The 26,002-nt window shown below is 45.7% G+C and carries 26 protein-coding genes; 7 read left to right on the top strand and 19 right to left on the bottom strand.

Annotated elements, in window-relative coordinates:
• Window positions 1-19: 19 nt before the first annotated feature.
• Together K5X84_RS04955 and udk are read right to left on the bottom strand one after the other, a co-directional pair.
• Window positions 20-1,228 (bottom strand): NupC/NupG family nucleoside CNT transporter, encoded by a 1,209-nt coding sequence (locus K5X84_RS04955; RefSeq protein ID WP_054487312.1) that lies wholly within the window; start codon window positions 1,226-1,228, stop codon window positions 20-22.
• Window positions 1,229-1,241: 13 nt separating this feature from the next.
• Window positions 1,242-1,874: a uridine kinase gene (udk, locus tag K5X84_RS04950; protein ID WP_054487310.1), complete on the bottom strand. Its 633-nt coding sequence runs from the start codon at window positions 1,872-1,874 to the stop codon at window positions 1,242-1,244.
• A gap of 214 nt (window positions 1,875-2,088) precedes the next feature.
• Here udk and K5X84_RS04945 point away from each other — a divergent pair, with 214 nt between their 5' ends.
• Window positions 2,089-4,863 (top strand): M16 family metallopeptidase, encoded by a 2,775-nt coding sequence (locus K5X84_RS04945; RefSeq protein ID WP_222236823.1) that lies wholly within the window; start codon window positions 2,089-2,091, stop codon window positions 4,861-4,863.
• 37 nt (window positions 4,864-4,900) lie between these two features.
• On the opposite strand, the gene K5X84_RS04940 is transcribed toward K5X84_RS04945, so the two are convergent.
• A complete protein-coding gene (locus tag K5X84_RS04940; RefSeq protein WP_222236822.1) occupies window positions 4,901-5,596 on the bottom strand; it encodes a 2OG-Fe(II) oxygenase in 696 nt (231 codons plus the stop codon).
• 46 nt (window positions 5,597-5,642) lie between these two features.
• Window positions 5,643-7,232: an EAL domain-containing protein gene (locus K5X84_RS04935; protein WP_222236821.1), complete on the bottom strand. Its 1,590-nt coding sequence runs from the start codon at window positions 7,230-7,232 to the stop codon at window positions 5,643-5,645.
• 170 nt (window positions 7,233-7,402) lie between these two features.
• Between K5X84_RS04935 and K5X84_RS04930 the strand changes: the two genes are divergently transcribed.
• Window positions 7,403-8,101 carry a nucleoside-binding protein gene (locus K5X84_RS04930; protein ID WP_199494708.1) on the top strand — a complete coding sequence of 233 codons (699 nt, stop codon included), beginning with the start codon at window positions 7,403-7,405 and terminating at the stop codon, window positions 8,099-8,101.
• Between the two features lie 42 nt (window positions 8,102-8,143).
• On the opposite strand, the gene K5X84_RS04925 is transcribed toward K5X84_RS04930, so the two are convergent.
• From K5X84_RS04925 to K5X84_RS04915, 3 genes are read right to left on the bottom strand one after another with little or no spacing between them, the layout of a single operon-like run.
• Window positions 8,144-8,662 carry a porin family protein gene (locus K5X84_RS04925; protein ID WP_199494709.1) on the bottom strand — a complete coding sequence of 173 codons (519 nt, stop codon included), beginning with the start codon at window positions 8,660-8,662 and terminating at the stop codon, window positions 8,144-8,146.
• Window positions 8,663-8,715: 53 nt separating this feature from the next.
• A complete protein-coding gene (locus tag K5X84_RS04920; protein ID WP_222236820.1) occupies window positions 8,716-10,074 on the bottom strand; it encodes an MBL fold metallo-hydrolase RNA specificity domain-containing protein in 1,359 nt (452 codons plus the stop codon).
• Complete coding sequence (locus K5X84_RS04915) at window positions 10,074-11,483, bottom strand: sensor domain-containing diguanylate cyclase (protein WP_222236819.1); 1,410 nt, start codon at window positions 11,481-11,483, stop codon at window positions 10,074-10,076. The genes K5X84_RS04920 and K5X84_RS04915 overlap by 1 nt, the downstream gene beginning before the upstream one ends.
• Before the next feature lie 130 nt (window positions 11,484-11,613).
• Here K5X84_RS04915 and K5X84_RS04910 point away from each other — a divergent pair, with 130 nt between their 5' ends.
• Window positions 11,614-13,293: an isovaleryl-CoA dehydrogenase gene (locus K5X84_RS04910; RefSeq protein WP_222236818.1), complete on the top strand. Its 1,680-nt coding sequence runs from the start codon at window positions 11,614-11,616 to the stop codon at window positions 13,291-13,293.
• Here the strand turns inward: K5X84_RS04910 and K5X84_RS04905 are convergent.
• The 4 genes from K5X84_RS04905 to K5X84_RS04890 all read right to left on the bottom strand — a co-directional run bounded on the left by K5X84_RS04905 (window position 13,244) and on the right by K5X84_RS04890 (window position 16,785).
• Window positions 13,244-13,750, bottom strand: coding sequence for a DUF2937 family protein (locus K5X84_RS04905; protein ID WP_222236817.1), 507 nt, complete (start codon window positions 13,748-13,750; stop codon window positions 13,244-13,246). The two genes, K5X84_RS04910 and K5X84_RS04905, sit on opposite strands and share 50 nt — an antisense overlap.
• A gap of 78 nt (window positions 13,751-13,828) precedes the next feature.
• Window positions 13,829-14,731 carry a GGDEF domain-containing protein gene (locus tag K5X84_RS04900; protein ID WP_222236816.1) on the bottom strand — a complete coding sequence of 301 codons (903 nt, stop codon included), beginning with the start codon at window positions 14,729-14,731 and terminating at the stop codon, window positions 13,829-13,831.
• 25 nt (window positions 14,732-14,756) lie between these two features.
• Window positions 14,757-15,308 carry a DUF6436 domain-containing protein gene (locus K5X84_RS04895; protein WP_244994829.1) on the bottom strand — a complete coding sequence of 184 codons (552 nt, stop codon included), beginning with the start codon at window positions 15,306-15,308 and terminating at the stop codon, window positions 14,757-14,759.
• Window positions 15,298-16,785, bottom strand: coding sequence for a methyl-accepting chemotaxis protein (locus K5X84_RS04890; RefSeq protein WP_222236815.1), 1,488 nt, complete (start codon window positions 16,783-16,785; stop codon window positions 15,298-15,300). Before K5X84_RS04890 ends, K5X84_RS04895 begins: the two co-directional genes overlap by 11 nt.
• Before the next feature lie 185 nt (window positions 16,786-16,970).
• On the opposite strand from K5X84_RS04890, the gene K5X84_RS04885 reads away from it, so the two are divergent.
• Window positions 16,971-18,221: a DEAD/DEAH box helicase gene (locus K5X84_RS04885; protein WP_054487287.1), complete on the top strand. Its 1,251-nt coding sequence runs from the start codon at window positions 16,971-16,973 to the stop codon at window positions 18,219-18,221.
• A 42-nt stretch (window positions 18,222-18,263) separates the two neighbouring features.
• Here the strand turns inward: K5X84_RS04885 and K5X84_RS04880 are convergent, their stop codons facing one another.
• A complete protein-coding gene (locus K5X84_RS04880) occupies window positions 18,264-19,175 on the bottom strand; it encodes a M14 family metallopeptidase (RefSeq protein ID WP_222236814.1) in 912 nt (303 codons plus the stop codon).
• A 66-nt stretch (window positions 19,176-19,241) separates the two neighbouring features.
• The gene (locus K5X84_RS04875) at window positions 19,242-19,556 is read right to left on the bottom strand and encodes a YebG family protein (protein ID WP_054487283.1); all 315 of its coding nucleotides are present in this window, start codon (window positions 19,554-19,556) and stop codon (window positions 19,242-19,244) included.
• A gap of 134 nt (window positions 19,557-19,690) precedes the next feature.
• On the opposite strand from K5X84_RS04875, the gene K5X84_RS04870 reads away from it, so the two are divergent.
• Complete coding sequence (locus tag K5X84_RS04870) at window positions 19,691-20,875, top strand: MFS transporter (RefSeq protein WP_222236813.1); 1,185 nt, start codon at window positions 19,691-19,693, stop codon at window positions 20,873-20,875.
• Here K5X84_RS04870 and K5X84_RS04865 read toward each other — a convergent pair.
• Window positions 20,862-21,521, bottom strand: coding sequence for a flavin reductase family protein (locus tag K5X84_RS04865; RefSeq protein WP_054487279.1), 660 nt, complete (start codon window positions 21,519-21,521; stop codon window positions 20,862-20,864). The genes K5X84_RS04870 and K5X84_RS04865 overlap by 14 nt on opposite strands.
• Before the next feature lie 135 nt (window positions 21,522-21,656).
• Between K5X84_RS04865 and K5X84_RS04860 the strand changes: the two genes are divergently transcribed.
• Window positions 21,657-22,076, top strand: coding sequence for a hypothetical protein (locus tag K5X84_RS04860; protein ID WP_222236812.1), 420 nt, complete (start codon window positions 21,657-21,659; stop codon window positions 22,074-22,076).
• Between the two features lie 171 nt (window positions 22,077-22,247).
• On the opposite strand, the gene arfB is transcribed toward K5X84_RS04860, so the two are convergent.
• The 3 genes from arfB to K5X84_RS04845 form a co-directional block, all read right to left on the bottom strand.
• Window positions 22,248-22,658 (bottom strand): alternative ribosome rescue aminoacyl-tRNA hydrolase ArfB, encoded by a 411-nt coding sequence (gene arfB, locus K5X84_RS04855; RefSeq protein ID WP_054487275.1) that lies wholly within the window; start codon window positions 22,656-22,658, stop codon window positions 22,248-22,250.
• 1 nt (window position 22,659) lies between these two features.
• Window positions 22,660-22,902: a hypothetical protein gene (locus tag K5X84_RS04850; protein ID WP_054487273.1), complete on the bottom strand. Its 243-nt coding sequence runs from the start codon at window positions 22,900-22,902 to the stop codon at window positions 22,660-22,662.
• Between the two features lie 69 nt (window positions 22,903-22,971).
• Entirely contained in the window at window positions 22,972-24,354 is a 1,383-nt protein-coding gene (locus K5X84_RS04845) for a serine hydrolase domain-containing protein (protein ID WP_222236811.1), read from the bottom strand.
• A gap of 137 nt (window positions 24,355-24,491) precedes the next feature.
• Here K5X84_RS04845 and K5X84_RS04840 point away from each other — a divergent pair, with 137 nt between their 5' ends.
• Window positions 24,492-25,487, top strand: a complete 996-nt coding sequence (locus K5X84_RS04840) for a branched-chain amino acid aminotransferase (protein WP_054487269.1) — start codon at window positions 24,492-24,494, stop codon at window positions 25,485-25,487.
• Here the strand turns inward: K5X84_RS04840 and K5X84_RS04835 are convergent.
• Window positions 25,484-25,798 (bottom strand): antibiotic biosynthesis monooxygenase family protein, encoded by a 315-nt coding sequence (locus tag K5X84_RS04835; protein ID WP_054487267.1) that lies wholly within the window; start codon window positions 25,796-25,798, stop codon window positions 25,484-25,486. The two genes, K5X84_RS04840 and K5X84_RS04835, sit on opposite strands and share 4 nt — an antisense overlap.
• A gap of 15 nt (window positions 25,799-25,813) precedes the next feature.
• Window positions 25,814-25,957 carry a DUF3149 domain-containing protein gene (locus K5X84_RS04830; protein WP_082332135.1) on the bottom strand — a complete coding sequence of 48 codons (144 nt, stop codon included), beginning with the start codon at window positions 25,955-25,957 and terminating at the stop codon, window positions 25,814-25,816.
• Window positions 25,958-26,002 lie beyond the last annotated feature (45 nt).

The raw sequence follows: 26,002 nt of genomic DNA, 5'->3' as shown, positions 1-26,002 counted from the left end.
GCCCCGCCTTGGGTTTGGTTTAGGTCAACGAAACAAAGAAACCGGCGATGGCGGCACTCATCATGTTTGCCAAAGTCGCTGCCAATAAGGCACGCATGCCTAAGCGAGCAATATCATGGCGTCGGCTGGGCGCCATACCACCTAACCCACCCAGTAAAATGGCAATGGATGAGAAGTTCGCAAAACCACACAGGACAAAGGTAATAATCACCTGAGAGTTCTGACTCAACTGGTCCTTATAATTAACGAAGTCCAGGTAGGCAACAAACTCGTTTATCACCAGCTTTTGGCCAATAAAACTTCCCGCCAGGTTCGCTTCGTCCCAGCTAACTCCTAATACATAGGCAACCGGCTGAAATACATAGCCGAAAATTTGCTGTAAGGTCAGTTCAGAATAACCAAACCAACCGCCAACCCAGCCAAAGATACCGTTAACCAATGCAATAAGTGCAACAAAGGCCAGCAACATAGCACCCACGTTCATAGCCAGTTGAAGGCCGCTGGACGCGCCCTGCGCTGCGGCATCAATAACGTTCGCTGAATTATCTTCTACTTCCACTTCTTCCAGGTCGTTACGTGGTTTTTCACACTCGGGGATCATCATTTTTGCCATGAGAAAACCGCCCGGAGCTGCCATAAAACTTGCTGCAATCAGGTACTTCAACTCAACGCCAACACCGGCATAACCGGCTAAAACCGAGCCAGACACCGACGCCATACCACCAACCATGACCGCAAACAGCTCTGAGCGCGTCATAGTGCCTATAAATGGTCTTACCATCATAGGTGCTTCGGTTTGCCCGACAAAAATATTAGCGGCAGCTGACATCGATTCAGGCCGACTGGTACCAAGCAACTTTTGCAAGCCACCACCTAAAATACGAATTACCCACTTCATAATGCCCAGGTAATACAGAACAGAAATGAGAGACGAGAAGAAAACAATGACTGAAAGAACTTGAATAGCGAATACGAAACCAAACTCTTCGGACGCAAGATTACCAAACAAGAAATCGATACCCGCTTTGGTATAACCAATAACGGCAGAAACACCTTGCGCGAAACTGAACAAAAGTTCCCGTCCAATAGGTACGTAGAGAACAAAGCCGGCCAACAGAACCTGAATGCCAAAAGCACCTAAAACGGTACGCCAGCGGATAGCTTTACGGTTCGTTGAAACCAAGTATGCAACGATAAATATGACGGCAACGCCGAGAATACTATTCATAAAAGAACCAATTTTATTCCGCCAGCAACTGACGTATTTTTGTTTTTATAATATCAATGGCGATTTCGTTTTGACCACCGCGAGTGACAACGAGATCAGCAAACTGCTTAGACGGGAATATAAAGTCAAAGAATGCGGGACGAACATACTGCTCATATTGCTCAGTAACCGACTGCAAAGTGCGCCCACGTTCTTCAATATCGCGTTTGATACGACGCAGCAAACAAATATCCAATGGCGTATCCATAAATACCGAAATATCAAACTGCTCGCGTAACTTCTCATCAGTTAACAGCAAAATACCTTCAACCATCACAACTTTTGCGGGCGCAACTCGTATTGATTCTTCCAACCGGGTATGAGTAGTGTGGCTGTACTGCGGCATCTCAACGGCTTCGCCGGCTTTTAACTGCCGCAAATGTTGCATCAGCAAATCGTGTTCGAAAGCGGCAGGCTGGTCATAGTTGGTTAAAACACGCTGTTCCATGGTCATATGACTCTGGTCACGGTAGTAAGCATCTTCGGCCAGAATAGCAATACCGTCAGTTCCTAACTCAGCCACCAACTCCTGATACACCGTTGAGGCAAACAGGCTCTTTCCTGACGCTGAAGCGCCAGCTATAGCTATCACTGTTATTTTACTCACAAGCTTCCGTTTCTATTTGCTGCAAACCGCGCGCAATTATCCTTGATTGTCTGCGTAATTAAAAGACTTGACTGCTACCTTTATTCTCACAATATCTGAGCACAAGTTTCCATATGTTTAATTTCGTTACAATTTAGCCTGAACATAAGCAGGCATATTAGTGATGACTCTCGTATAGTAATGGCGCTTAATAAAAAATAATTCAGGAACTACAATGAAAATGATGAAAACAATTACCGCTGTTGCGGTAGCCACAGCCCTTCTCGGAGGTTGCCAGTCAACCCAATCAGCTAATAACCAACAGGCTGTTAGCCAATCACAGTTTCCCGAAGTAAAGGTCAACTACGAGACATTTACTTTAGATAACGGCTTAACTGTCGTTGTTCACGAAGATCGCAAAGCCCCTATTGTTGCGGTAAACGTTTGGTACGCCGTTGGCTCTAAAGATGAAAAAGCCGGACAAACCGGTTTCGCTCACTTATTTGAGCACTTGATGTTCAATGGTACCGAAAACTACGATGACGAATACTTCGGTCCTTTTGAGCGCGCAGGTGCTACCGAAATGAACGGCACCACTAACAATGACCGTACTAACTACTTTGAGAATGTCCCTACGCCAGCACTTGATATGGCACTTTGGATGGAATCTGACCGTATGGGTCACCTGTTGGGAGCAGTAACTCAGGAAAAACTCGATGAGCAGCGTGGCGTTGTACAAAACGAAAAACGTCAAGGTGAAGCTCAGCCCTATGGTAAAGCCTGGAGTTATATCGCCGAGCAAACCTTCCCTGAAGGTCACCCATACTCATGGTCTGTTATTGGCTCAATGGAAGACTTAAACGCAGCTTCTCTGGACGACGTACACCAGTGGTTTGAAGATTACTACGGCGCAGCTAATGCAGTATTGGTATTGGCAGGCGATATTGATGTGGAAACCGCAAAGGAGAAAGTCACTAAATACTTTGCCGATATCGGACCTGGCAAGCCATTGAAGAAGCATGAAGCCTGGGTTGCTAAGCGCGACGAACAAAAACGTGCAACCATGGAGGATCGCGTTCCGGCTCCTCGAGTTTATAAAGTGTGGAATACCGCACAAATGGGAACTGCTGACTCTGAGTACCTTAACCTTCTGGCCGATATTTTAGCTAACGGTAAAAACTCACGACTGTATGAACGTTTAGTTTACAACGAGCAAATTGCCAGTTCTGTAGGAGCCTTCCAGTACGGTCGCAAACTGGCCGGTCAATTTATGATCACGGCCGACGCCAAGCCTGGTGTTGAACTTGAACAAATTGAAAAAATTATCGATGAAGAACTTGCGCGCCTAATACAAGAAGGCCCGACAGCAGCAGAATTACAACGCACTAAGTTCAGCACTACGGCAGATTTTGTTCGTCGCGCTGAAAAAGTCGGTGGCTTCGGTGGCAAGTCCGACATACTCGCCTCTGGCGCGGTCTATCATAATGACCCGGGCTTTTACGAAAGAGAAATGGAGTGGACTAAACAAGCTTCAACCAACGACCTGCAAAACGCTGCAGAACAGTGGTTAAGTCATGGTGACTTCGTTCTTAATGTCGTTCCACAACCTAACTACACTGCGCAAGAGACCAATGCAGACCGTTCACAACTACCAAATGTCGGCGACTTACCACAATTAGAGCTGCCAGAAGTTGAGCAATTTACTTTGTCCAATGGTTTAGAAGTTTATCTGGCACAGCGCAGCGATACACCAACTATTGAAATGAGTCTGGTTTTTGACAGTGGTTATGCCTCAGATGTTGGCGGTAAACTCGGTACAGCAAGTTACACCATGTCGATGCTAAAAGAAGGTACTGAAAACCTGAGTGCACTAGAATTAAATAAGCGCTTAGAGTCTTTAGGAACCAACTTAAATGCCTCGGCCAGTCTCGATAGCTCACGTATTAGCATGGACACACTCAGCGTTAACTTCGCTGAAAGCCTGGCGTTAATGAATGACGTTCTACAAAATCCGGCCTTCTCTGAAGAAGAAATTGAACGCAAACGTTCAAACTGGATAGAAGGCATTCGCAAGGAAGAGGCACGCCCTCAAACTCAGGCTCTACGTGTTCTTCCGGGCTTGATGTTCGGTGAAGGTCACGCTTATAGTCAGCCGTTAACGGGTTCAGGTACGGTTGAGTCTATCAAGTCTTTAACTCGTAAAGACTTGGTCGAGCATGCGCAAGCCTGGTTACGTCCCGACAACGCAAAGTTGGTTATCGTTGGTGATACAACCGTTGAGCAAGCGCAGTCACTATTAGAAGAGCAGTTCTCTAGTTGGCAGGCTCCGGCTTCTGACAAGCCTGAAAAGTCGCTTGATGCTTCAATGGCATCTGGAACCAGCCGTGTTTTCCTTATCGACAAGCCAGGAAACCCACAGTCTTTAATTATAGCCGGACAGCTGGCACCTTCTGGTCAGGTTGATAACGCTGACACCATCGATGTTATGAACACCATCCTTGGTGGTAGTTTTACCAGCCGTCTGAATATGAATTTACGTGAAGATAAAGGCTGGTCTTACGGTGCTCGCTCAATTTGGCTGGACAACGAAGGTCCGGGCTTATTAGTGGCTTTGGCACCAGTACAAACGGACAAGACCAAAGAATCTGTTGAGGAAATCGTAAAAGAGTTTACTCAATACGAAGGCGATAAGCCTGCTACAGAAGACGAACTTGCCAAGGTGAAAGCTAATAAAACAGCTAAATTACCTGGCGCGTACGAAACGAAGGGTAGCCTGCTTAGCGGTTTGGTCAGTACTTTCAATAAAGGCAAAGACGTTGAATACCTGGAAGGTTATGGACAGCGCATCAACGCTATTACCCTTAACGATATTCATGAAAATGCCGATAAGGTTCTAAAACCTGACGCTATGACCTGGGTTATTGTTGGCGACTTAGCTGAAATTGAAGATAAGATTCGTGAACTTAACCTTGGGGAAGTGACTATCCTAAGTGAAGAAGACATTAAATAATAATGTTCGCCCCCAGCCTTCCCGGCTGGGGGATTTTTTATGCGCCAAATAATTGCTCTGCACGACTGTGCAGAATCCAACTGGTAAGAATATATTTATCGTTAGAAACCGGCGTTCTTCCTCTGTGAGTATGAGTAAAATACGCAGGTGCTATCACCATTTGACCCGCTTTAGGGTGTAACGAACGGTTCTGATAATAAAAGTCCGTTTCTCCGCCATCTTCCACGTCATTCAGGTAATACATAAACAATAAAGCTCTGTGCAATGGTTCAGTAGATCCTTTTTGCGGATAAGCTTCACAATGCCAGTAATTGTAATTGCCTTTGCCTTTTCTATAACGCTGCATTTGTATTGCGCCAACCCGAAACAGCTTTTGCATAATTGCCATTTCGTTGCCTTTCGCAACTTCATCAAAGTTATCATTAGTTAAAGCAACAGGTTGTTTTGTTTTCGGGTGTTGCAGTGTCAGTGCCACAGGCCCAATTAAAGCAAATCGATACTTCTTAAAGTACTCCAGCGCGTGACGTGCTGTTGTCTGCTGAATTTTCAGCAATAATTCCTGGTACTCCGGGTGGGCATTGAGCGATAAATCGGTACTGACCTTCTTCGTGGTATCCACCCCACCACCCGTTCGGCCATCAAAGGTGTGAGGGGACTGTTCAAAAACATCGATGAGTTGCTGGCACAACTCGCTCGAAAGAGCATTATCATAAGTTTCAATGAAATCATTCATAGCAGTGACTTTTCCTGACCTTATGTGTTTTAAAAATCAAAAAGGCTTAATTTAATACGCGGTTCACTTCCGGGGATGGCTTGCCAATGTAGTATCCCTGCAGATATTCAATCTGTTGGTCGCAGAGGTAGGTATTCACGTCTTCGTTCTCGACAAACTCCGCCACAATAGGAATACGTAACTCTTTACAAATACTAATTAGGCCATTGAGAATACTGGCACTTGTCGGGTCATGTAATACATTCTGAACAATACTGCCGTCAATTTTTAAATAATCCGGACGCAGGCGTATCAGCCGCGAAAAATTAGAGTAACCAACGCCAAAGTCATCAATTGCAATTTGGCCGCCTAGTCGTCGAACATCTTTCGCAAAGGACTGGATTTTCGTGAAGTCCTCAGTTGATTCAGTTTCCGTAATTTCGAAAATAAGCTGAGCTTTCTTATGCTCAGCAAGCACATAATGGATGAAGCTTACGGTTTCTTCATTCAGAATGTCTTCTATTGATAAGTTTACGGAAATGGCAACCTGGTATTGTTCTGAGGTAAGAACCGCCTGCTCAATGACAGAGCGCGTAATTTCACAGTAGTAACGTGTTGCTTTTGCTTTATCGAGAAACAATCCGGGGGCTAAATCGTGGTTATCATCTCTTAACCGCACCAGCGCTTCGTAATAATTCGGCTGCCCTTCTTTTGTACTTTTAATGGGCTGGTAATAGTTCACAAAGCGATGATCCGTCAAAGCGGACTGAATCTTCGGTATCCAGTTCACTTTATTCTCATGCATAAATTCTTTTTCATAAACCACTTCAATTTTGTAACCCGAGTAAATAACTTTTGCTTTTGATAACGCACTTTCTGCCAATTGCAATTGCTTACCACGACCAACGCCCATGCCAATAGCAACATCCAACGCAATGTCGCTACTGCCAATCACGAACTTCTTTGATAGCAATGACTGATAGAAGCTGAGCAGGTGATCCTCGAACAAATTAGGGATCATTCTAAAATCCGGGATAAGCGCAAACTTGTCGCTATACAGTCGATAAATTTTTACGTGTTTACTTTTTAAAGTCTCAGATGCCCAGTGGCTAAACTGGCGCAGTAATTCGTCACCAAACTCTAAACCGTAATAGTCGGCATAGCTTCTAAACTTACGAATATCCATAACGGCAAGACATTGTGTGCCAACACGTTTAAGGTCATTCAATAAATCAACTCGTGTCGCAAGCCCGGTAACCTGATCAAACCGGGCTTCATGCAATAGCTCGTCAAGGTACATTTCACGCGAAATATCCTGAAACAGTAAAACCAGTTCGGTTAAGTGACCATCGGTTCCGTACAGAGGGATAGCCATACACCGACACCAATTGCTGCGACTGTTACTATTCAGGCAAAGTGAACCATTCCAGGCCTCACCACTGTCTGTCGCTTGTTTTATCGCACCCATTATATCGTTACGGTTGTCTTGATGCAGGAAGGCAGAAAAAGCCGTGGTTTGCTTCAGATAATGAATGTCTAATAATTTATGGAGAGAAGAGCTCATCCAGCGAATGTTGCCGTTTGGCGACAGTCGCGCGCACAAAGCTGCAGATTCAAGCGTATTAATGTACTGCTTTAACAAAAATTGATCACGCATGCATGCTTGCTCGGCCTAAGTCGCAAAAGAAATGTTAGCTTTTTGTAATGTACCGAATTTACCGAGATAATAACAGTCCGTAACCCAAGATATTTACTTAACCTTACTCACCCAGTCCCGTATAATCCGCTCAAATTTAACTCAGCTAACTGCTTTTTAGGTTATACCCGATGAAAAAACTGATATTAGTACTTCTATTGTGCAGCTCATTTCCTTTTGCTGTGAACGCCGAACGTTATTGGTCTGACACCAGCCTTACCTATCTCAACGGAAGCGATTACGAAGTCGGCGATCCCGATCGTCACGTACTCACCCTGGAGTACGTTGGCGGATATAGTTGGGGCAAAATATTCAGTTTTGCTGACAGACTGGAATCGGATAACGGCGATACCGAAACCTATATCGAGTTTTCACCTGAATTCTACCTGCTTGAGTTTGACGATAATCCGGTAAAAAATATTAGCTTCACCACAACGGCTGAGGTCGGTGACGGTTTTACCAATTACTTATACGGTATTGGTGCCGCATTTGATGTTCCCGGCTTCCAGTTCTTTGAGCTTGATGCTTATAAAAGAAATAACGATGGCTTGCCAAATAACTATCAGTTGACTGCCAGCTGGGGCTTACCTTTCTCTATTGGTGAAACACAGTGGATGTTTGACGGTTTCATTGATTACGCTTCAGGTATCAGCAACGTTGGCCCGGCGAACCTTAACTTCACTTCTCAATTAAAGTGGAACATTGCCCCTTACTTTGAGCTATCGGCACCTCTTTACGTGGGTATTGAGTATGTTTACTGGCGTAATAAGTTCTATATTGACGGCGTGACAGAGAAAAACCCTAACCTTTTGGTTAAATGGCACTTCTAATTAAAAAAGGGGCTATCACAGCCCCTTTTTTTCACGTCCACTTCAAAAACGATAAGTCACACCAATATTTAAAGTATTAATCTCGTATTCGTCTTTATCAATCAGCTTTATCCAGTCGATAAAATAAGTGGTTCTCGGGTTCCGGTCATATTGAATTCCGCCCCCGTAGCTCACGCTGTTTAACGTTGTATCTTCACCAGCTACCATAAACTTCCCACGGGAAAAGCCACCGGTCACGTATAACGCAACTTCTGGCGACAAATACAAGCGCGGCTTCGCTAATAGACTGGTTATATAATCGGTCTCAAACTTGACGCCCCTATCACTACTGCTGTGTACTCCAAAGCCATAACGAGCTTCGGCAGAAAGGCTATTGCTATAGCGGTAGCCCAACATCAGGTTGACCACATGCGGAGTAAATGAAGGAGTACCTTCCAGTTCCGTATCAACATTCAGTTGAGCTAAAGATGCAGCTCCGTAATAACCACTGTCCTGCGCCTGACTCAACGCACTAAAGAATAAAAATGCACTACCTAATAAAGCCGCTCGAAAAAACACCATTGGATTTCCTTATAAAAACAACCTTCCCGTTACAGATATTTTAGCAGAATCGGCTAAAGGTGATATACCCCCTGATAATCAGCCACTTCAACATCATAAGATGTGCGTTGCATTAAGCAGTCGCGGAAAGTTTCAAGGGCATCCAGCTCACCATGCACCAATTGTATCGGCGTATTGGGCTTTAATTCAGACTGCGCTAGCCAATCCAAAATCTCTTGGTAATCAGCATGTCCAGACAGCCCTTCTAACGAACGTATTCGGGCTTTGACCGGTAGCCACTGCCCATGCAGCTTTATGGATTCAACCCCCTGCAGCATTTTAGCCCCACGCGTTCCTCCCGCCTGGTGGCCACTAAACAGAACCGTTGCGCGATGATCACCTAGCCAACGCTTGAAGTGATGAAGAATACGCCCACCTGTCGCCATACCACTTCCGGCAATAATAATATGCGGTCCGGACTGAGAGGCAATAGCCTTAGACTCATCAACTGAGCGCGTATATTCAACGGTACCAAAGGTTCTCGCACAATCAGAGTCAGACAAACGATGCAGCTGATGAAAGCGTTGATAAAGACCTGACACATTAATTGCCATAGGAGAGTCTAAATAAATGGGTTGTCTGGGTATTCGGCCTTCTTCCATAAGCTTGACTAATAAGTACTGCAACAATTGCGCCCTGCCGACGGAAAAGCTTGGAATTAGTAAAACACCACCAGCCTCAGACGTTTCCTTTACCACGGCAGCGAGTTGCTCTTCTGCATCTTCAGTTTCCTTGTGCAGCCGATCGCCGTAGGTGGACTCAAGCAATAGCAGATCTAAATCAGGTAAAGGTTCCGGCGGGTACATCATGATATCTTGTGGCCGACCGACATCTCCTGAAAACCCAACTTTTTTGCCTTCTGCTTCTATGATAACGCTTGAAGCGCCCAGAATATGACCCGCCGGCTGCAAAGTGACCTTAATATCCCCTATTTCGAACTGCTGATGAAACTCAACGCCCTGAAATAGCCTCATAGCTGACTTTGCTGTAGCTTCATCGTATAAGGGTTCGGGCTTTTCGTGTCGACTTAACTTGTGTTTTCCCAGATACTTCGCATCTTCTTCCTGAATGCGTCCGCTGTCGGCGAGTAGAATATCGCAGAGTCCCGATGTTGCATGATGGGCAAAGACCGGGCCCCTAAAACCCGCTTTATAAAGCACAGGAACAAAGCCAGAGTGGTCAAGATGTGCGTGCGTTAGAACCACACCATCCACTTGGTTTATCCCCATAGGCAGGGGCTGCCAGTTACGCCTACGTAGCCATTTGTAGCCCTGAAAAAGCCCACAGTCGATAAGAATTCGGGTGGAATCTGTTTCCACCAAATATTTTGACCCGGTGACGGTTTCCGCTCCACCTAAAAATACAATACGCATCAGTTCTCCCTGGCTATACAGTTTTTCCCACGCTTTTTGGCTACTAACAGCGCTTTATCAGCACGGTCGATAGTTGCCATAATATGCTCATCCGGCACGACTTCAGCCACTCCAAAGCTACAAGAAAAGGCATGATTAGTACCCTCTAATCTCGCCCTGCTTATTTCCATTCGCAGCCTTTCAGCTGTTTCTTCCGCAAATTGCAGTGAACTTTCCGGCAGTAAAATCATAAACTCGTCACCACCAAAACGTCCGAGCAAGTCACTGCTTCTCAGCACCGAAGTAACGATATTCGTCACCTGCACAAGAGCGCGATCACCGGCCACATGCCCATAACTATCATTAATCTTTTTGAATTCATCCACATCGAACATGATCAACGAAAGTGGTTTATTTTGACGCTTACCCAGATTCATTAAAGCATCAGCACTTTGCATAAAATGTTCACGCGAAGCTGTTTTCGTTAATCCATCCTCAGAAACCTGCCGGGTCAGTAACTCGTTATGCGCCATGAGTGTCGGGACCGTTAATCCAAACCAGGCGCTTGCCGCAATTATTGTAACGGCAAACTGATACACAATAGCGTAGTCCATCAACCCTAAGATGCCGACAGAAAATGCCGTAATAGTGCTGAATAATGCTAATGATATGGCCGTATTTAAAGGCGACTCCGTATACGAGACCCACAGTAAAGGGAGAATCAGGAAGAATATTGAGAAAGCCGCTTCATCTTTGTTTGCGGTTGCCGTCAATATGAGGCTTAAACTCAGCAAAGCCAGAATAAGCAGCAGTTTCCAAAGAAAAGAGCTTTGGTTACCGGTTTTTACCGTAAAGCTAAGCCCTCCAAGCCAATGTTCCAGTTGCGGATAACGCCAACTCATCAGAGCAATAAAAATCGGTGAAAGAACAATAACCCCGCTCATATCTCCTATCCACCAGGGCAGCCAGGTATACCAAATAGCGTCGGCTTCCAGCAGCTTGCCTGAAATCATGACCTCGGTGCCCAACCAGGCGGCGCAAAATGATGAAAGAGCAGCAACTCCAAGAAACGTCATTATGGTGCTGGCAAGCCCATAACTGCCCAGTCGGGTAAGCTTTGAACGCAATAACCAGGCGCCTAAGAAATAAGGTAAGGTGTGAGCAAAACCAAAAAGAACGCCCGTAGTTAGCAACTCTTTAGCCGGAGTACCGCCTCCGTATAACTCCGAAACCCAGAAGGTAGTGACAACTCCGGCAATAAGAATGGCCGGAAAGGCCCGCCAGCTCATAACCAGGAATGCGGCAAACGTCAGTCCCGCAGGGGGAAACCAGATACTCGCATGTGGTCCATACTCCATCACTGCAGCAATACGCCAAAGGAGTATCCAGACAACGACGAGTATCAGACTTCTAATAATAGTTTGAAGCAAAGCAACTACTGCATTTGTTGTTAATTGTTGACCTTACTGTTATCAAAAAACGTTCAAAAGGCAACCATTAGTCTATCTATTGACGAATAAAATTTATCCTGCTTCACTCAGAAGTAACAAGGAGTAAGAAATGACAGAGCACTACCCACAAGCCGAACAGTTTATGGCTAGCACCCATGAAGTAGAAAACCAGCCTAAACCATTAGAAAATTATAACCTTTATCTGGCCGATAAATCTCTGCAGCAAGCTGTAGAGCGCGAAGGTGCCAGTTGGGCTTACTCCGACCTTATTGCTTTTGGCGAACTGGCAGGTAAAAAAGAAAGCATTGAACTTGGTTTCCAGGCTAACAAGTACCAACCCGAATTACGTACCCATGACCGCTACGGACATCGCATTGACCAGGTGGACTTCCATCCCAGTTATCATCAATTAATGACAACAGCAATTAAACACGGGCTTCATGCCAGCCCATGGAGTGACCCGAAATCAGGAGCCCATGTCGCTCGCGCGGCTAAATATTACCTTCACACGCAGGTAGAAGCTTCACACGGCTGTCCTATTACCATGACCTTTGCCGCAATTCCGGCACTGAGGCATCAGCCTGGCCTATTCGAAGAGTGGGCCCCAAAAATTACCGCCCGTCAATACGACCCGAGAAACATTCCTCATACGGAAAAAAATGCCGTGACTATTGGTATGGCAATGACGGAAAAACAAGGAGGGTCAGACGTACGGCGTAACACTACGCGGGCCTATCCGTTGACAACAGAAGGCTCCGGCCAGGTATACGAACTGGTTGGTCATAAGTGGTTTGTCTCCGCTCCCATGTGTGATGCCTTTTTAGTGCTGGCACAAACCCGTAGTGGCCTGTCCTGCTTTTTAGTTCCAAGATGGCGCCCTGATGGCTCAAAAAACCCTATCCAACTTCAGCAATTGAAACAGAAAATGGGCAATGCAGCGAACGCTTCAAGTGAAACGGAGCTTCGCGGTGCTTTGGGCTGGATGGTCGGTGAAGAAGGCCGGGGCGTTCGAACCATCATCGAGATGGTCGCAACCACACGTTATGACTGCATGATTGGCTCATCGGCGGGTATGCGTCAGGCAACGGCTCAGGCGATTCATCACGCAAGTAACAGAGAAGCTTTTGGTGCCAGGCTTAGCGAGCAGCCACTGATGCAGAACTTATTAGCTGATCTGGCACTTGAAAGCGAAGCTGCCATGACTTACATGATGCGAATGGCTCGAGCAATGGATAACCAGGACAACGAACATGAAAAACTGTTGTCGCGCATTGCTACGCCTGTTGGCAAGTACTGGATTTGTAAGCGAACGCCTAATCATGCCTATGAAGCGATGGAGGTCATTGGTGGGAGTGGCGTTATGGAAAACCACATTATGCCAAGACTTTTCCGTGAGTCACCCGTCAACGCTATTTGGGAAGGCAGTGGTAATGTTCAGTGTCTTGATATTCTAAGAGCCATAGAGAAACAGCCTGAGGTCCTGGATGCTTATTTCGCAGAATTGCAACGTGCAAAAGGCGCTGACAAAAGACTCGACCAGTTTATGATCACGCTAAAAGAGGAGTTTAGTAACAGCAAAGCCCTACAATATCGAGCACGCACCATTGCTGATTCTATGGCCGTTGGCCTCCAGGCGGCGTTACTGGTTCAACATGCAACCCCGGAAATGGCGGACGCCTTTTGCGCGGGTCGGCTTGATGTTAATGGCGGGTTTAATTACGGCACACTACCCAGCGGGCTTAACTGCGCTGCGATTGTCGAAAAGGCCTCGCCAGCAGTCGAACAATAAGTTCACCAAATACCGCCAGTATTAACCCCGAAACCAGGCCAAACAAAATAGCGCCGGGGTTCAGTCTTACGGTGTAAGAAAAGTCGTTTCTAACCTCTTGCTGAATATCTTCCACTGGCGTGAAAAATGCCTGTTGGTAGGCTCTCCATGCATTCTGATTAAACTCCTGATGGGCTTTATTCAACTGTTGATAACGTTGAAAGATTGCGTTGATACTCTGGCCACCTTCCTGAAAAACTCTGTCGTCGCTGGCTTGATAATGGGCAATAAGTTCTTCAATGCTACCGTCAAAAAACTTTTCCGCCTCGTCGCGAAATTCATTAAGGCTGCGTTCAGACTCAATTAAATGTGCCTGTAGGCTTTTTCCATACTGATCGACAAAGCCGGGCAACTGTATTCCCGCCAAAACACCGATAATCAGTAAAATCATTCGTAGATAGGATATGAAGATTCCCACGGTCTCTCCTTAAAAGTCCTGAAACCACTTTAGAGTAGACCTTGAGTAACAATCAAACTTAATTACGTTTTATTACAGTTAATTGGTAAGCACAACCGCATTTTTACCCTCTTTCTTTGCCTGGTACATAGCCTTGTCTGCCCTCGCCATAATATCTTCTATGGTGTAATGCTCTGAAGGTTTATCACACTGGCACAAGCCAATCGACAAAGTTACCGGAAGTTCAGCATGGTCAATACCACTAACTAATTCACTGCGCATTCGCTGCATCATCTGCTGTGCATCATTAGCAGAAATCATTGGGTGTATGGTCGCAAACTCGTCGCCGCCAATGCGGGCAACATAGTCGGTATGGCGACTGTGCAAACGAATCAGTTGAGCAATTTTCTGCAGAACCTCATCACCAAAATGATGCCCATGCTCATCGTTAACGTCTTTAAAGTCATCCAAATCGATAAAGCTAACCGCGAAGGGCGTTCCATGTTCTGTCAGTTGCTCAATTTCGTCCTGTAATTGTGCGGTAAAAGCTCTTCGATTCATAATGCCGGTTAAGTGGTCAGTCAGCGCCTGACGCTTTTCAAATTCCAGTTCCAGACGAATTTTATCTTCAGCTTTCTTTTGCAAAGTGTAGTCGCGTACTATGGCAATACCATACAGCTCACCTTCCAATTCAAGCTGATTAAGCATGATATCAACATGAAAAGTTGAACCGTCTCTGCGAATGGCTGAAAAGATTAACCCGTTTCCCATAGAGCGCCGCCCCGGGTGTTTGAAAAAGGTCGCTAAATGCTGATCATGCCTTTCACGAACCTCTTCGGGAAGTAACTGGTTAAGGTGCAGCTCCAGCATAGAAGACGAGGAATAACGGAACATGGACGCTGCGGCCTGATTAACAGCAATAATTAAGCCCTTTCGATTAATAACAATAGCCCCGTCCGGAATCACTTCCAGAAACTCTATAAAGGTTTGTCTTACTTCCATTACTGGCTCCGCTCTTTGACCATATTTAAACGCTGCAATAGCATCCTTTTGCAACGGTATTAATCCATTCGGGAGCCTTCTCTTCCATTGAAACTAAAGGAATTAATGCTTCCACAAAACTACTTTCAGCTGTACAAAATGCACCATCGGCGTAAGGCCCAAGGTAAATTAATTCTGATGACTCATTAAACATAATAATGGCTGGTGTTGCAGGAACGAACCTTTTTAGCTCACTGAATTGATCTATATCAATGCTGTAGTTCCTGCCACCTGACTCCGTTACTTGCCGCTTTACGCTACTGGTATGTCCGGCACTGCGCCAATTACAGTTACAACTTTCTGAGCTAATATGGAAAACGCTTCCGCTTACTGAAAACCCTTTATTTACCAGTTCAGTAACCAAAGGTTGAGCTAATTCGCCATTATTGCCCAGCTCAAGTAATTGACTCTTTTCATCAAACCAGACCAAACGCTGTTCCAGTAAGTAACTCAAGCCCCAGAGAACTAATGCAAACCAGGCAAAAATGGTCACAATAAGCCAACGAGTTCGGGCTTTTCCTGATAGCTTAGTCAACAATAAAGCGCCCTACTTCTGAGTCCAGTTGGGTCGAAACTGTTTTTAGTGATGTGGCGTTTTCCTGCCCGTTCAGCAACAATTGTGTTTCTGTTTCAGACAACTCTCTCATTGTCTGCGCTGAACGAGAGATATCTTCACTAGCGTTTCTCTGCTCTTCGGTAGCAGCTGCGACTGAAATAACCTTTTGAGCCACATCATTAATACGTTGAGCAACGGTTTTCATTGACGTGCCCGACTCCTCTGAATAGGTTACCGCTTCATCAATTTGCTGAACACAAGCATCCATTGAGCTCACCGCTTCAGCTACTTCAGTGAGTATATTCTGACTAATTTGGCTAATTTGCTCAGCATTTTTTCCTGTAGTGGAGGCTAATGACCTTACTTCGTCAGCTACCACGGCAAAACCACGACCTTCTTCACCCGCTCGGGCGGCCTCAATAGCCGCATTCAGAGCCAGTAAGTTAGTTTGCTTGGTAATATCGTTAATGGCTCCGATAACATCGGATATTTGATGGCACTGCCTGTCCAGGGTTTTCAACTTGTCGTTCGTGGCAAGAACATTGGCTTTTAAGGAGCTTATAGAACCAGCTGCCGTTTCAGCGACATTTGCCGCATTCTCCGAGCGGTCAATTGACTCTTCCGCCGACATTTTAGCTAAATTAGCTTGCTCTGAAATACTGCTAATAGTAACGGCCATTTCCTCAATTGCGCTGGCTATACTGTCAACCTCTTGCGAGCTGTTCTGACGGCTCTTGATAAGCTCTTCGCTCTCCTTAGACAACGCACCCGACACATCCTGAACCCGTCTGGATAAACTGCGAGTACTTTGAATATTCTTCCGGAATTGAGTCAGTAAGTTTTTAAAGGCAGTAACTTCATCTGTTGTACCGCTGACATCGACCATCAGATTTAGTTTATCCGACTGCTTAACGATATCGGCAATGCTGTTACGTAATGCCTGTGCACTAACCGCTTCGGTATCGCTTTGTTTGGCTATAACACAAAGTACAGCCCCCTCAGCTACAGCAAAGCCTGCATGAATAGCGAGAATACCTAAGGTCACGTAACCCTCAGCAAAGATATAAACGTCGGCACCGTTGGACTGCAGCACAAAAAATAAAATGTGATGTACGGCAACCACCCCGACACTGGTCACCACAATCATCCAGTCCCGGTAATAAATAAGAAATGCCATTACCACAAAAATTTCAAAGTGCATTTCAACCAGACCCATGGTCTGATCGATATGAACCGCCGTAATTAATTGAATCGCGGCGGCTATAACATGCCTTGTCAGTTTACTTTGGCCTGAGGCTCTAATAAGAAGCAAAGGTAAAGAAACAATAAGCAATGACAGGACGACAGGAACAAACCAGTCGCCAGTAAGAACAGCAATAACAAAGGTGATCAGTAACTGAACAAGTAGAACACCAGTGAAAACTCGGTTAGCGGAGTCGACCCAGGGGCGGTACAACATAAAAATTCCTCTAAACACCCTAAACTCAGGGTAAAGCGGCGCGAATAATGCGCTCACTTTTTCATCAAAGCAAGAAAAAGTTACCTTAATACGCCTGTTTCTAAATAAAGGTTTACTGTCGTCTGTGATACAATGCCAAAAAGCCACATAAGTGTGGTGTCGACTATTATAACTCCCGGAGCTTCATGTCCACAGAACAAAGCCAAACCTCATTCCAGTCATTGGGATTGAGCGACAATATACTACGCGCCGTTACTGAATGCGGTTATACCACCCCCACTCCAATTCAACAGCAAGCCATTCCGACAGTCATGGCCGGCCACGACTTGTTAGCAGCTGCGCAAACAGGTACCGGCAAGACAGCAGGTTTTACACTTCCTTTGTTGCACAAATTGTCGCAAACAAAAACCGACGGTAAGCCTGTTATTAAGGCGTTAATTTTGACACCAACCAGAGAGTTGGCGGCACAAGTTGAAGACAACCTCAACACCTACGCTAAATATACCGGTCTTAAGTCTTTAGTGATTTTTGGTGGTGTAGGTATTAACCCACAAATTAACGCATTGCGACGCGGTGTCGACATTCTTGTCGCCACGCCAGGTCGTTTGTTGGATCACAGTCGTCAGGGAACGGTAGATTTAAGTAAAATTGATGTATTGATTCTGGATGAAGCTGACCGGATGCTGGACATGGGCTTTATTCATGACATTAAAAAAGTCATGAAACTCATTCCGGAAAAACGTCAGACGCTGTTGTTTTCTGCAACCTTTTCAAGTGAAATAAAAGCTCTGGCTCAACAGTTTATGCAACAGCCAAAGTTAGTTGAAGTTGCCAGGCAAAATGCGGCAGCAGATACCATTCAGCAGCGCGTTTACCCTGTTGATAAGAAGCGTAAAAGAGAGCTCATCAGTTACCTGATAGGAAGTCGTAATTGGCGGCAGGTTCTTGTGTTTACACGAACTAAGCACGGGGCTAATCGACTCGCAACACAGTTAACGGATGATGGTCTGCCTGCGATGGCTATTCACGGTAATAAAAGTCAGGGCGCACGAACCAAAGCCTTAGCGCAATTTAAAGCCGGAAAATTACGAGTATTAGTTGCAACCGATATTGCTGCACGTGGTATTGATATTGACGAACTGCCGCACGTGATTAACTTTGAACTACCTCAGGTAGCTGAAGATTACGTACACCGTATTGGCCGTACAGGCCGTGCCGGAAGTGAAGGTGAAGCAGCGTCACTGGTCTGTGTGGACGAGCATAAATTACTACGTGACATAGAAAAGCTGACTAAAAATGAAATACCAAAAGAACTGATTCCAGGCTTTGAGCCAGACCCGAATATAAAGCCGGAACCCATTCAAAAGCCACGAACCGGAAGGCCTCAAAACTCACGCCGTGCACCTCGCCAAAAGCGGCCAGACACACGACGTTAATTGACTAACCAGGTTTACCGACCAAGTAACGGGGGGTGGGCTTTACTTTAAAAAGTCCAGGCCTCCGGTAACCGCCGCAACCTGAGCTTCTATACATTGCTCCGGGGTTGCTTTCGGGCTGTCCGGATAAACCTCTGTTGTAGTAGCATACTCAGCCTTACTAAAGCTAATACATAAGCCCATTTTTGCTGTTGGCAATAAAATAAGACCACGCTGGGCAATATCTTCACCTATTAGCTTATTCTCTTCGTCAGCATCGGCAATGTGCGTAACTTTTTCTACCGAATCCAGTACCGCCTTTTGAAAATCAGGGTAAGGCTTTTCAGAGTTTCCAACTAAGTAGAAGCCATCAGGAATATTCCAGTTGGTGTTCACCTTTCCGTCCATTGCCGCCTTTGCGGGACGAAACTCGCTGTTATCGGTATCGGTTGTTTCGTGCAGATCAATGTGAGCCAGAATATCCACACCTAAGCCAGCAATGTAATTCATAATGTTTGCACATTCACCGGCTGGCGAATCGGCTACAAACGAGCGGTTAGGATCAATAGCCGCAGGATTCCAACGGTTAATGGTTTCATAGCCCCATGGGCTCAAACAGGGTGCAACCACCACATTAAAGTTTGTTTGATACTCATTGGCTTTAGTCTCTATAAACCGCAGTGCTCCGTGAACACCACTGGTTTCATAACCATGCACACCACCAGTCACTAAAACCGTTGGTTTGCCCGCATCCCAGTTTTTAGTTCTGACCACAAACAAAGGATAAGTATCGCTTTCGTACGCAAGTTCACCATATTGGTCTACGTCGAAGTTCGCTTTAAAAGTCTCTATTTTGCTGACAACATCATCAAAGTAGGAACGCTTTTTGCTTTGCTCAGCTAACCATTGCGCTTTTTCTTCAACGCCCCAAGGGGTACCCGGTGTTCCTATATGGTAAATCGTTTCTTGCGTCATAGTTCGATCCTATTCATTAAAACCAGGTCACTATAGTATCAAAATATTTAACTCGTATCGTGCCCACTAAGCCGCTTTCGACGACGCTTTATCGTTTGATTTTGATGACTCAACTTTTTCCGCAGATACTTTCTCGGTTTTTGGTTTCTTTGGCTTTTTAGCACCTAAAGCTATGAGAACATTTTCTCGTTCTTTCGCCAAAAACAGCGCCATATCCTCAAGCTGCTGTTCATCAGTGAAAAGCTCGCTGTCTTTAATGAGAGGATTCAGGGCCTCAGCCATGTCCAAAATTTTATCGTGCGCATCGGCTTCAGCTTTTGAAGTGAATGTCATTTTCTCGGCTCCGTCGCGAATAACTACATACTGGGTTACTACAGCCATGGTATGGTCCTTTGCTGATGTGTAAATATACTGTTTATTTGTACAGTAAAGTCATAGAGATTGCAATAGCTGCTGCATTCGATAAACTGCGCAATCCTAACCGACTCAACTAATACAGGAAGCAAACCTGATCCATGACTCAGTTCTCTAAAGCACAGGTTCAACTGGCCATTTTTGCCATGGCAGTTGGCAGTTTTGCTATTGGCATTGGTGAGTTCGTCATTATGGGATTGCTACCTGACGTTGCTGCTGACTTCAACACTGACACCCGACAAACCGGCCATCTGATCAGCCTTTATGCGCTGGGTGTGGTTATCGGCGCACCGCTCATTACTATTTTATTCGCGCGTTTTCCGCGCAAACCCATGTTACTGGTGCTGTTGCTTGCTTTCGCGCTCGGTAACTTTGCCAGTGCATCAGCAGAAAGCTACCCCTTGCTTCAGGTCTTGCGGTTCCTAACCGGTTTACCTCATGGTGCCTATTTTGGTATTGCATGTCTTGTCGCCGCCGACATGGTTCGTAAAAATCAACGAGGTATGGCTGTCACCATGGTAATGATGGGGCTGACTGTAGCAATTTTAGTCGGTAACCCCTTAGCAACCTGGCTTGGGCAACTTATCGACTGGCGCACGGTTTACCATACAGTCGGCGCTTTAGGACTTCTAGCTCTGGTCATGATTTTATTTGTCGTGCCAAAACACCCTAATGAGAAAAGAACCTCGGCAAGGGGTGAAATGAAGGCTCTGCAGAACCCTCAAGTCTGGCTTACGCTAGCCATAGGCGCCATAGGTTTCGGCGGTATGTTTGCGGTATTAAGTTATATAGCACCAACCCTAATAAACGCCACGGGTCTTGCTCCGCACTGGATCCCTGTTGCTTTATTAATATACGGAATAGGCTCTTTGGCAGGTAGCTTAGTCGGAGGCTGGGCGGCCGACCGCAATTTGAAACTGACTATTGGTGGCTCTTTGTTGTGGTCAGCAATTGTACTGGCTATTTTCCCGTTAACATTGCAAAGCCTCTGGACCGTCATGCCAATGGTGTTATTACTGGGTAGCGCAGCAGCTCTGGTTCCGGCGCTTCAGGTACGTTTGATGGACGTTGCAGGTGAAGCACAGACTCTGGCGGCGTCATTGAACCATTCAGCTTTCAACGCCGCAAATGCCTTAGGGGCCTGGCTGGGCGGGCTGGCCATTATTTCCCCCCTCAGTTGGCAAGGCACAGGCTGGGTCGGCTGTGCACTGTCTATTGTCGGTTTACTGCTGTTTTGGATAACCAAGAAGCACAGCCGTAAAGTACCTGACATTATGAGTCTTTAGAGCGCCCCTCGACATCCAGTTCTTCTAGTTTCTTATCGGGCTTGGCATAAGATAAACGCGCCGCCCGTTGAGTACTGTGATAACCATCCAGACCCGAAATGGCCATGGTCCCTAAAGATTCAATATCAATATAACCGTCACTTTTCACCGCCTTTTCCTTAACTTCGACCCACCGAATTTCACCTACGATTAATGCCGTGTCGTTATGCTGTATAGGGATAACCTCCACCAGTTGCATGCCAATTCGCAAGGCACTTTCAGCAACATGTGGGGCATGAAAACCGTCTTCAAATTCTGGTGTAAGACCACAGGCTTCAAACTCTGAAACTTCCCGGTCGTACCGTGCTGATGTCTGGTGAGCTTTCTGGAAAAACTCTTCACTCACCTGATTAATGGTGTAAACACCACTCTCTTCAATATTTTCCCAGGTGTGGCGGGTGGCCGATTTAGGGCGCATGACAAAGCCAAGCAACGGAGGATTACTTCCTAAGTGCACCACGGAGCTTATCATTGCTAAGTTATTCTGTTGATGCCTGTCACGGGTGCCTACCACATTCGCACTTTTAAACCCGGACAAACAATTAACAAAACGCGCTCTCTCTGTATCGTCCATGTTTGCAAGATCTTGCTGCTTGTAAGTTTTCATTGAAGCTCCAGGTTTATTGTTTTGTAAGTTACTTATACGCATTATTTTTTGATTACGATCGTTTACAAATAACTTATTGCGAACTATTATCATTTGCGTTAGCTTATTTAACTAAAGCCGAGCAAAGGATGCAAAATGACAAACACCTATAAAGACTATTTTAATAGTCAGGAACAGTTAAAGACTGCAAGTTCACTCCTCAACAGCAAAGACTATGAGTCTGCGGCTGCTTACCTTAAACGGGCACGCGAGTCAGCAAAACAGGTATTTAACGAGCCAGTACTTGCCGCTAACGCAGTTCAAAGCTACACAACCAGCTCCATTTTATTAATAGCGACTTATATTCGGCGTCATCAGCAACTGCCAGCATACGAATTTCAACAGGACAGTACGAAACAACTCATCCAATGGTTAAATAACACCAACTCAAAATCATTAGCTGACCTTTGCCATTACTGTCATCAATTGCTTATTACTGGCTGTCAGCATTCTCGTTGTCTTGGGCACTTTTTACAGCAACTTGAGGAGCACGGCTATGCACAGGAACAAACCTAATCGCTTACAAGTTTCAGTGAGTAAAGAACAACTTAAGAAATTATTACTGGAAAAAAAGTTAGTCGCCAGCGACATCCGCTGCTGCGATTACTGCAGTCAATGCGAACTCAAGCAGCTCATACTTGAGTGTGCCCGAATAAATTGCTCAGGTTCGTTACAAAAGTTTGGAAATTAAAATTCTTTTTTCCGAAGCGCCTTTTTATAACCTTGCTGCTTTTTACTCGTCAGCCGCCTTTCTTTGGCAGAGCGACTGGGCTTTGTGGGAATACGCTTCTTTTGAACCTGTGCAACGCTGCGAATTAATTCAATCAACTGCTCCAGCGCCAGCTCTCGGTTACGGGCCTGACTCCGTGTCTCCTGACACTTAATTATGACCTTGCCACTTTGGGTAATGCGATGGTCTGACTTTTTTAGCAAGCGCTGCTTGTAGAAGTCCGGTAACGAAGAGGCCTGAATATCAAAAATGAGTTGAGCCGCAGTAGCGACTTTATTGACGTTCTGGCCTCCCGCACCGCTAGAGCGGATGAACTGCCACTCTATTTCGTGCTCTGCAAATTCAATGCGCTGTGAAACTCTGATCATTTTACTTTGCGGGTTCTATGAAGTTATCAATCCCTTCCTCTTTTAGAGCGTCCAACGCTTCTACCAGGGCATCATTATCCTTTTCAAATTCATCTTCCCAAAGCGTCGAGTTGTTATTCTCATCGACAATCTCCAAAATCCAGCCACTGTCTTCAGTGCGGTAAATATCAATTTCTACGGTTTTACCGTCAACGCTGTAATTTTGTGTGTGTTCGCTTTGAATGACTTGCTGTTCTTCGCTCATAAGTAAGCTCTCTGTCCGTCAGGCTGGGGGAAGCAGTCTATCATTATTCAGCTTCCCCCGAAGGAGTTTTTATAGTGCTTTCAGTACATCTCGTACAAAGTCATGCTCGTTAAACCCTGGCTCTCCGGCAATATCATAACCACGACGAACAACCACTAAATTCTCTGACGGAATAACCACCAAAAATTGCCCCCGGTTTCCTCGCGCCGCAATAGTGTCATCGGGTAATTCAGGGAAACGTTCGTTATAAAGCCACCATTGCGCTCCGTATCCAGGAGAGTTCTCCGGCGGCTGAGCCGGTGCCGGCATACTGATATATTCAAGCCAGCCTTCGGGTAAAATTTGCTCGCCCTGCCATTGACCCTGTTGCAAATGCAAAACACCCAGACGAGCTAAATCACGAGACGTGGTCCACACCTGCGACGATAAAATAAAATCGCCACGCCAGTCGGTTTCGGCAAAGGTATGGTTCATTCCTACTTTTTCCAGCAGTGCCTTATACGGAAACTTCAGATACTCTTCTGTGCTGTCAAAGCGCTCATGCAGGGTTCTTAAAGCCAACATAGTGTCATTATTCGCGTACTTCCAGCGACTGCCCGGAGCCACTTCAAGTGCCGTTTCAGTGGCAGTATCACTGACTAACCCTCCCCCCATATAAACGCGGTCGGTGCGGTTGCCCGCTTTATTGCTGTCCAGACCGGACGCCATATGCAATAAGTTTTCCAGTGTAATATGCCGGCGGGGATCAAGCGGGTGCGACCAATTTGAAATACCGGCAGCTTCATCTGGCTTTATCTTGTCTTGCTGAACTGCCGCTCCGATAACACTGGCACCAATACTTTTTGCAACTGACCAGGTGCGCTGCGCGGTTTCAGGTGTAAAACCCTCGATATAACGTTCTGCAATAATTTCATCAGGCGTCGCAATTAAAACAGCAGAAGTGCGAGCCCCAGAGCCGTACTTTTTGGTAAATGCCTGTTGCAGCACTGACTCTAATTGAGCATTACTACTGATTGAATTAACCTCAGCCTTTTGCTTCCAGGGCTGGCCGTTGTCTTTTCCGGCCTTCTTATGACCACTGAAAGGATCAGCAACAAATTTTACGTCATCAACACTTGCGCCAACCGGCAAATCGACACAACCGAGCTTCGGTCGCCAGACAGATATCCGCTCACGGTTACCGTTATCATATGGCACTCGTACCCAGTGGTTTTGTTCATCAACTCTGGGCTCCATTTGTGCCACGCGATCAGCAATTAACGAATAAATGCCACTTAACTCATGCTCTCGAATTTGCTCCATAGACTTATCGCCATTAAAGAGCGCACTGCAAGTAAAGCCTGCGGTATACCCGGCAGCATAGGCACTTAATGTCGTGTCTGTTTCTTCTGCCTGTGTCACCGCTGTGGCCAATAACCCACTAGCTAAAGTTATTTTTAGTGTCTTATTCATTAATTGCTCACCTGTTTCTACGTATAGATACTTCAATGTACGAGCATGCCTAACAAGAAGCAAACCGGCAGAGTCATCCAAATGTTAAAAATTATGGTATATTACGGCGCAACTATTTACCCAAGCAGGATAACTTTATGGCAGCTTTTGGCACTGTATTTATGCCGCAAATGACTTTGGCAACTTTCGAAAACTCAAACTGGAGTTCGCCTGAGCTAGTCTCCTCTGACAGCATACAATTACACCCCGGTGCTCATGTTCTGCACTATGCGAGCACCTGTTTTGAGGGGTTAAAAGCGTTTCGCCATGAAAATGGTTCAATAAACCTCTTTAGAATGGACCGCAACATAGAGCGTATGCAACAAAGCAGCCAGTTGCTTTCCTTACCGGCTTTTGATGCAAGCTTCCTGCAGAAAATGATTACCGATGTGGTTAAACATTTTCACAACGACGTGCCCAAACCGCCTGGCTCAATGTATATACGCCCTACTCATATAGGCACCGAAGCAGCCATTGGTAAAGCGGCCTCCCCGACCAGCTCATCCATGCTCTATGTGCTCCTTTCACCTGTTGGTGACTATTTTGCCAGCGGCGACCAAACCCTGCGTTTACTGCTTGAAGAAGATGGTTCGCGTTGCGCTGCCCATATGGGAATGGTGAAAAGTGGCGGTAACTACGCCAGTGCATTGCAGCCAATTTTGCAAGCACGTGCTTCTGTAAACGCCGATCAGGTTCTGTTTTGCCCCAATGGCGACGTACAGGAAACCGGAGCAGCTAATTTCTTATTAATTGACGGCAACGAAATTATCACCAAGGCACTGGACAGCAGTTTCTTACACGGTGTCACCCGAGACTCCATTCTGACTATTGCCCGCGATATGGGCATGACGGTTTCAGAGCGCGAGTTGAGCGTCGATGAATTACTTGAACGTGCGGCCAAACCGGAAAGCGAAGCTGCTCTATCCGGAACAGCAGCGGTACTGGCGCCTGTTGGAACTTTAATTCATAAAGGAAAGGAAATTCCGGTCGGCGATGCAAGCCCAGGAAAGACGACACTGAAGCTGCGCAAAGCGCTGAACGACATTCAATGGGGTAAAGCTGAAGACAAACATGGTTGGTTAACGCAAATTTAATTTTTAGCTGGCATCACAACCCATTCAGGATCTTCAAACTCGCCTAATGGCGTTATTTCACAAAACGGCGCGGCGCTACGAATAATCTCTGCAACCTTTTGGTTATGCTGACCTTCCATAGCGTCTCGCTGCTCTTTACTGTCCCACGATGCTATTGCAATTAGGGTCTTATCATCACCAATTTTGCGATGTAACTCTGTGCCTCGGGCGCCCGGAGCCTGTTGAATAATTTCACTAGCCCGAACCCAGGCGTCTGCATATTCTTCTGCCGTATGACCTTCCTTAATACGAACTTGAAAAATATATTTCATATATCTCCTTTAAGCTTATTGTTTACGCTTTTTCTCTGACTTAATCATCTTTATATAGAAGAAAACAGCATAGAAAGCACACATCCCAATAACAATAGCCAAGCCGCTAAAAGAAAAAAATATTACCGGATCATTGAAAAACTCTTGCCATAAATTCATGGTTATTTCCTTTGTTTGAATTCTTAATTTCAGTTTATTCAAACT

The organism is Idiomarina abyssalis (assembly GCF_019797805.1).
Taxonomy (GTDB): Bacteria; Pseudomonadota; Gammaproteobacteria; order Enterobacterales; family Alteromonadaceae; genus Idiomarina; species Idiomarina abyssalis.
The sequence above is the reverse complement of the archived record's forward strand: the minus strand, read 5'-3'. Positions and strand labels throughout refer to the sequence as shown.

Excerpts from the sequence above, each read along its gene's own strand:
- K5X84_RS04870 (WP_222236813.1), top strand. The coding sequence starts at position 19,691 with ATGACTCAGTTCTCTAAAGCACAGGTTCAACTGGCCATTTTTGCCATG.
- K5X84_RS04900 (WP_222236816.1), bottom strand. The coding sequence starts at position 14,731 with ATGGAAGTAAGACAAACCTTTATAGAGTTTCTGGAAGTGATTCCGGAC.
- K5X84_RS04935 (WP_222236821.1), bottom strand. The coding sequence starts at position 7,232 with ATGCGTGATCAATTTTTGTTAAAGCAGTACATTAATACGCTTGAATCT.
- K5X84_RS04865 (WP_054487279.1), bottom strand. The coding sequence starts at position 21,521 with ATGAAAACTTACAAGCAGCAAGATCTTGCAAACATGGACGATACAGAG.
- K5X84_RS04830 (WP_082332135.1), bottom strand. The coding sequence starts at position 25,957 with ATGAATTTATGGCAAGAGTTTTTCAATGATCCGGTAATATTTTTTTCT.
- K5X84_RS04930 (WP_199494708.1), top strand. The coding sequence starts at position 7,403 with ATGAAAAAACTGATATTAGTACTTCTATTGTGCAGCTCATTTCCTTTT.
- K5X84_RS04880 (WP_222236814.1), bottom strand. The coding sequence starts at position 19,175 with ATGACGCAAGAAACGATTTACCATATAGGAACACCGGGTACCCCTTGG.
- K5X84_RS04890 (WP_222236815.1), bottom strand. The coding sequence starts at position 16,785 with ATGTTGTACCGCCCCTGGGTCGACTCCGCTAACCGAGTTTTCACTGGT.
- K5X84_RS04840 (WP_054487269.1), top strand. The coding sequence starts at position 24,492 with ATGGCAGCTTTTGGCACTGTATTTATGCCGCAAATGACTTTGGCAACT.
- K5X84_RS04955 (WP_054487312.1), bottom strand. The coding sequence starts at position 1,228 with ATGAATAGTATTCTCGGCGTTGCCGTCATATTTATCGTTGCATACTTG.
- K5X84_RS04925 (WP_199494709.1), bottom strand. The coding sequence starts at position 8,662 with ATGGTGTTTTTTCGAGCGGCTTTATTAGGTAGTGCATTTTTATTCTTT.
- K5X84_RS04835 (WP_054487267.1), bottom strand. The coding sequence starts at position 25,798 with ATGAAATATATTTTTCAAGTTCGTATTAAGGAAGGTCATACGGCAGAA.
- K5X84_RS04940 (WP_222236822.1), bottom strand. The coding sequence starts at position 5,596 with ATGAATGATTTCATTGAAACTTATGATAATGCTCTTTCGAGCGAGTTG.
- K5X84_RS04920 (WP_222236820.1), bottom strand. The coding sequence starts at position 10,074 with ATGCGTATTGTATTTTTAGGTGGAGCGGAAACCGTCACCGGGTCAAAA.
- K5X84_RS04910 (WP_222236818.1), top strand. The coding sequence starts at position 11,614 with ATGACAGAGCACTACCCACAAGCCGAACAGTTTATGGCTAGCACCCAT.
- arfB (WP_054487275.1), bottom strand. The coding sequence starts at position 22,658 with ATGATCAGAGTTTCACAGCGCATTGAATTTGCAGAGCACGAAATAGAG.
- K5X84_RS04945 (WP_222236823.1), top strand. The coding sequence starts at position 2,089 with ATGAAAATGATGAAAACAATTACCGCTGTTGCGGTAGCCACAGCCCTT.
- K5X84_RS04885 (WP_054487287.1), top strand. The coding sequence starts at position 16,971 with ATGTCCACAGAACAAAGCCAAACCTCATTCCAGTCATTGGGATTGAGC.
- K5X84_RS04850 (WP_054487273.1), bottom strand. The coding sequence starts at position 22,902 with ATGAGCGAAGAACAGCAAGTCATTCAAAGCGAACACACACAAAATTAC.
- K5X84_RS04875 (WP_054487283.1), bottom strand. The coding sequence starts at position 19,556 with ATGGCTGTAGTAACCCAGTATGTAGTTATTCGCGACGGAGCCGAGAAA.
- K5X84_RS04860 (WP_222236812.1), top strand. The coding sequence starts at position 21,657 with ATGACAAACACCTATAAAGACTATTTTAATAGTCAGGAACAGTTAAAG.
- K5X84_RS04845 (WP_222236811.1), bottom strand. The coding sequence starts at position 24,354 with ATGAATAAGACACTAAAAATAACTTTAGCTAGTGGGTTATTGGCCACA.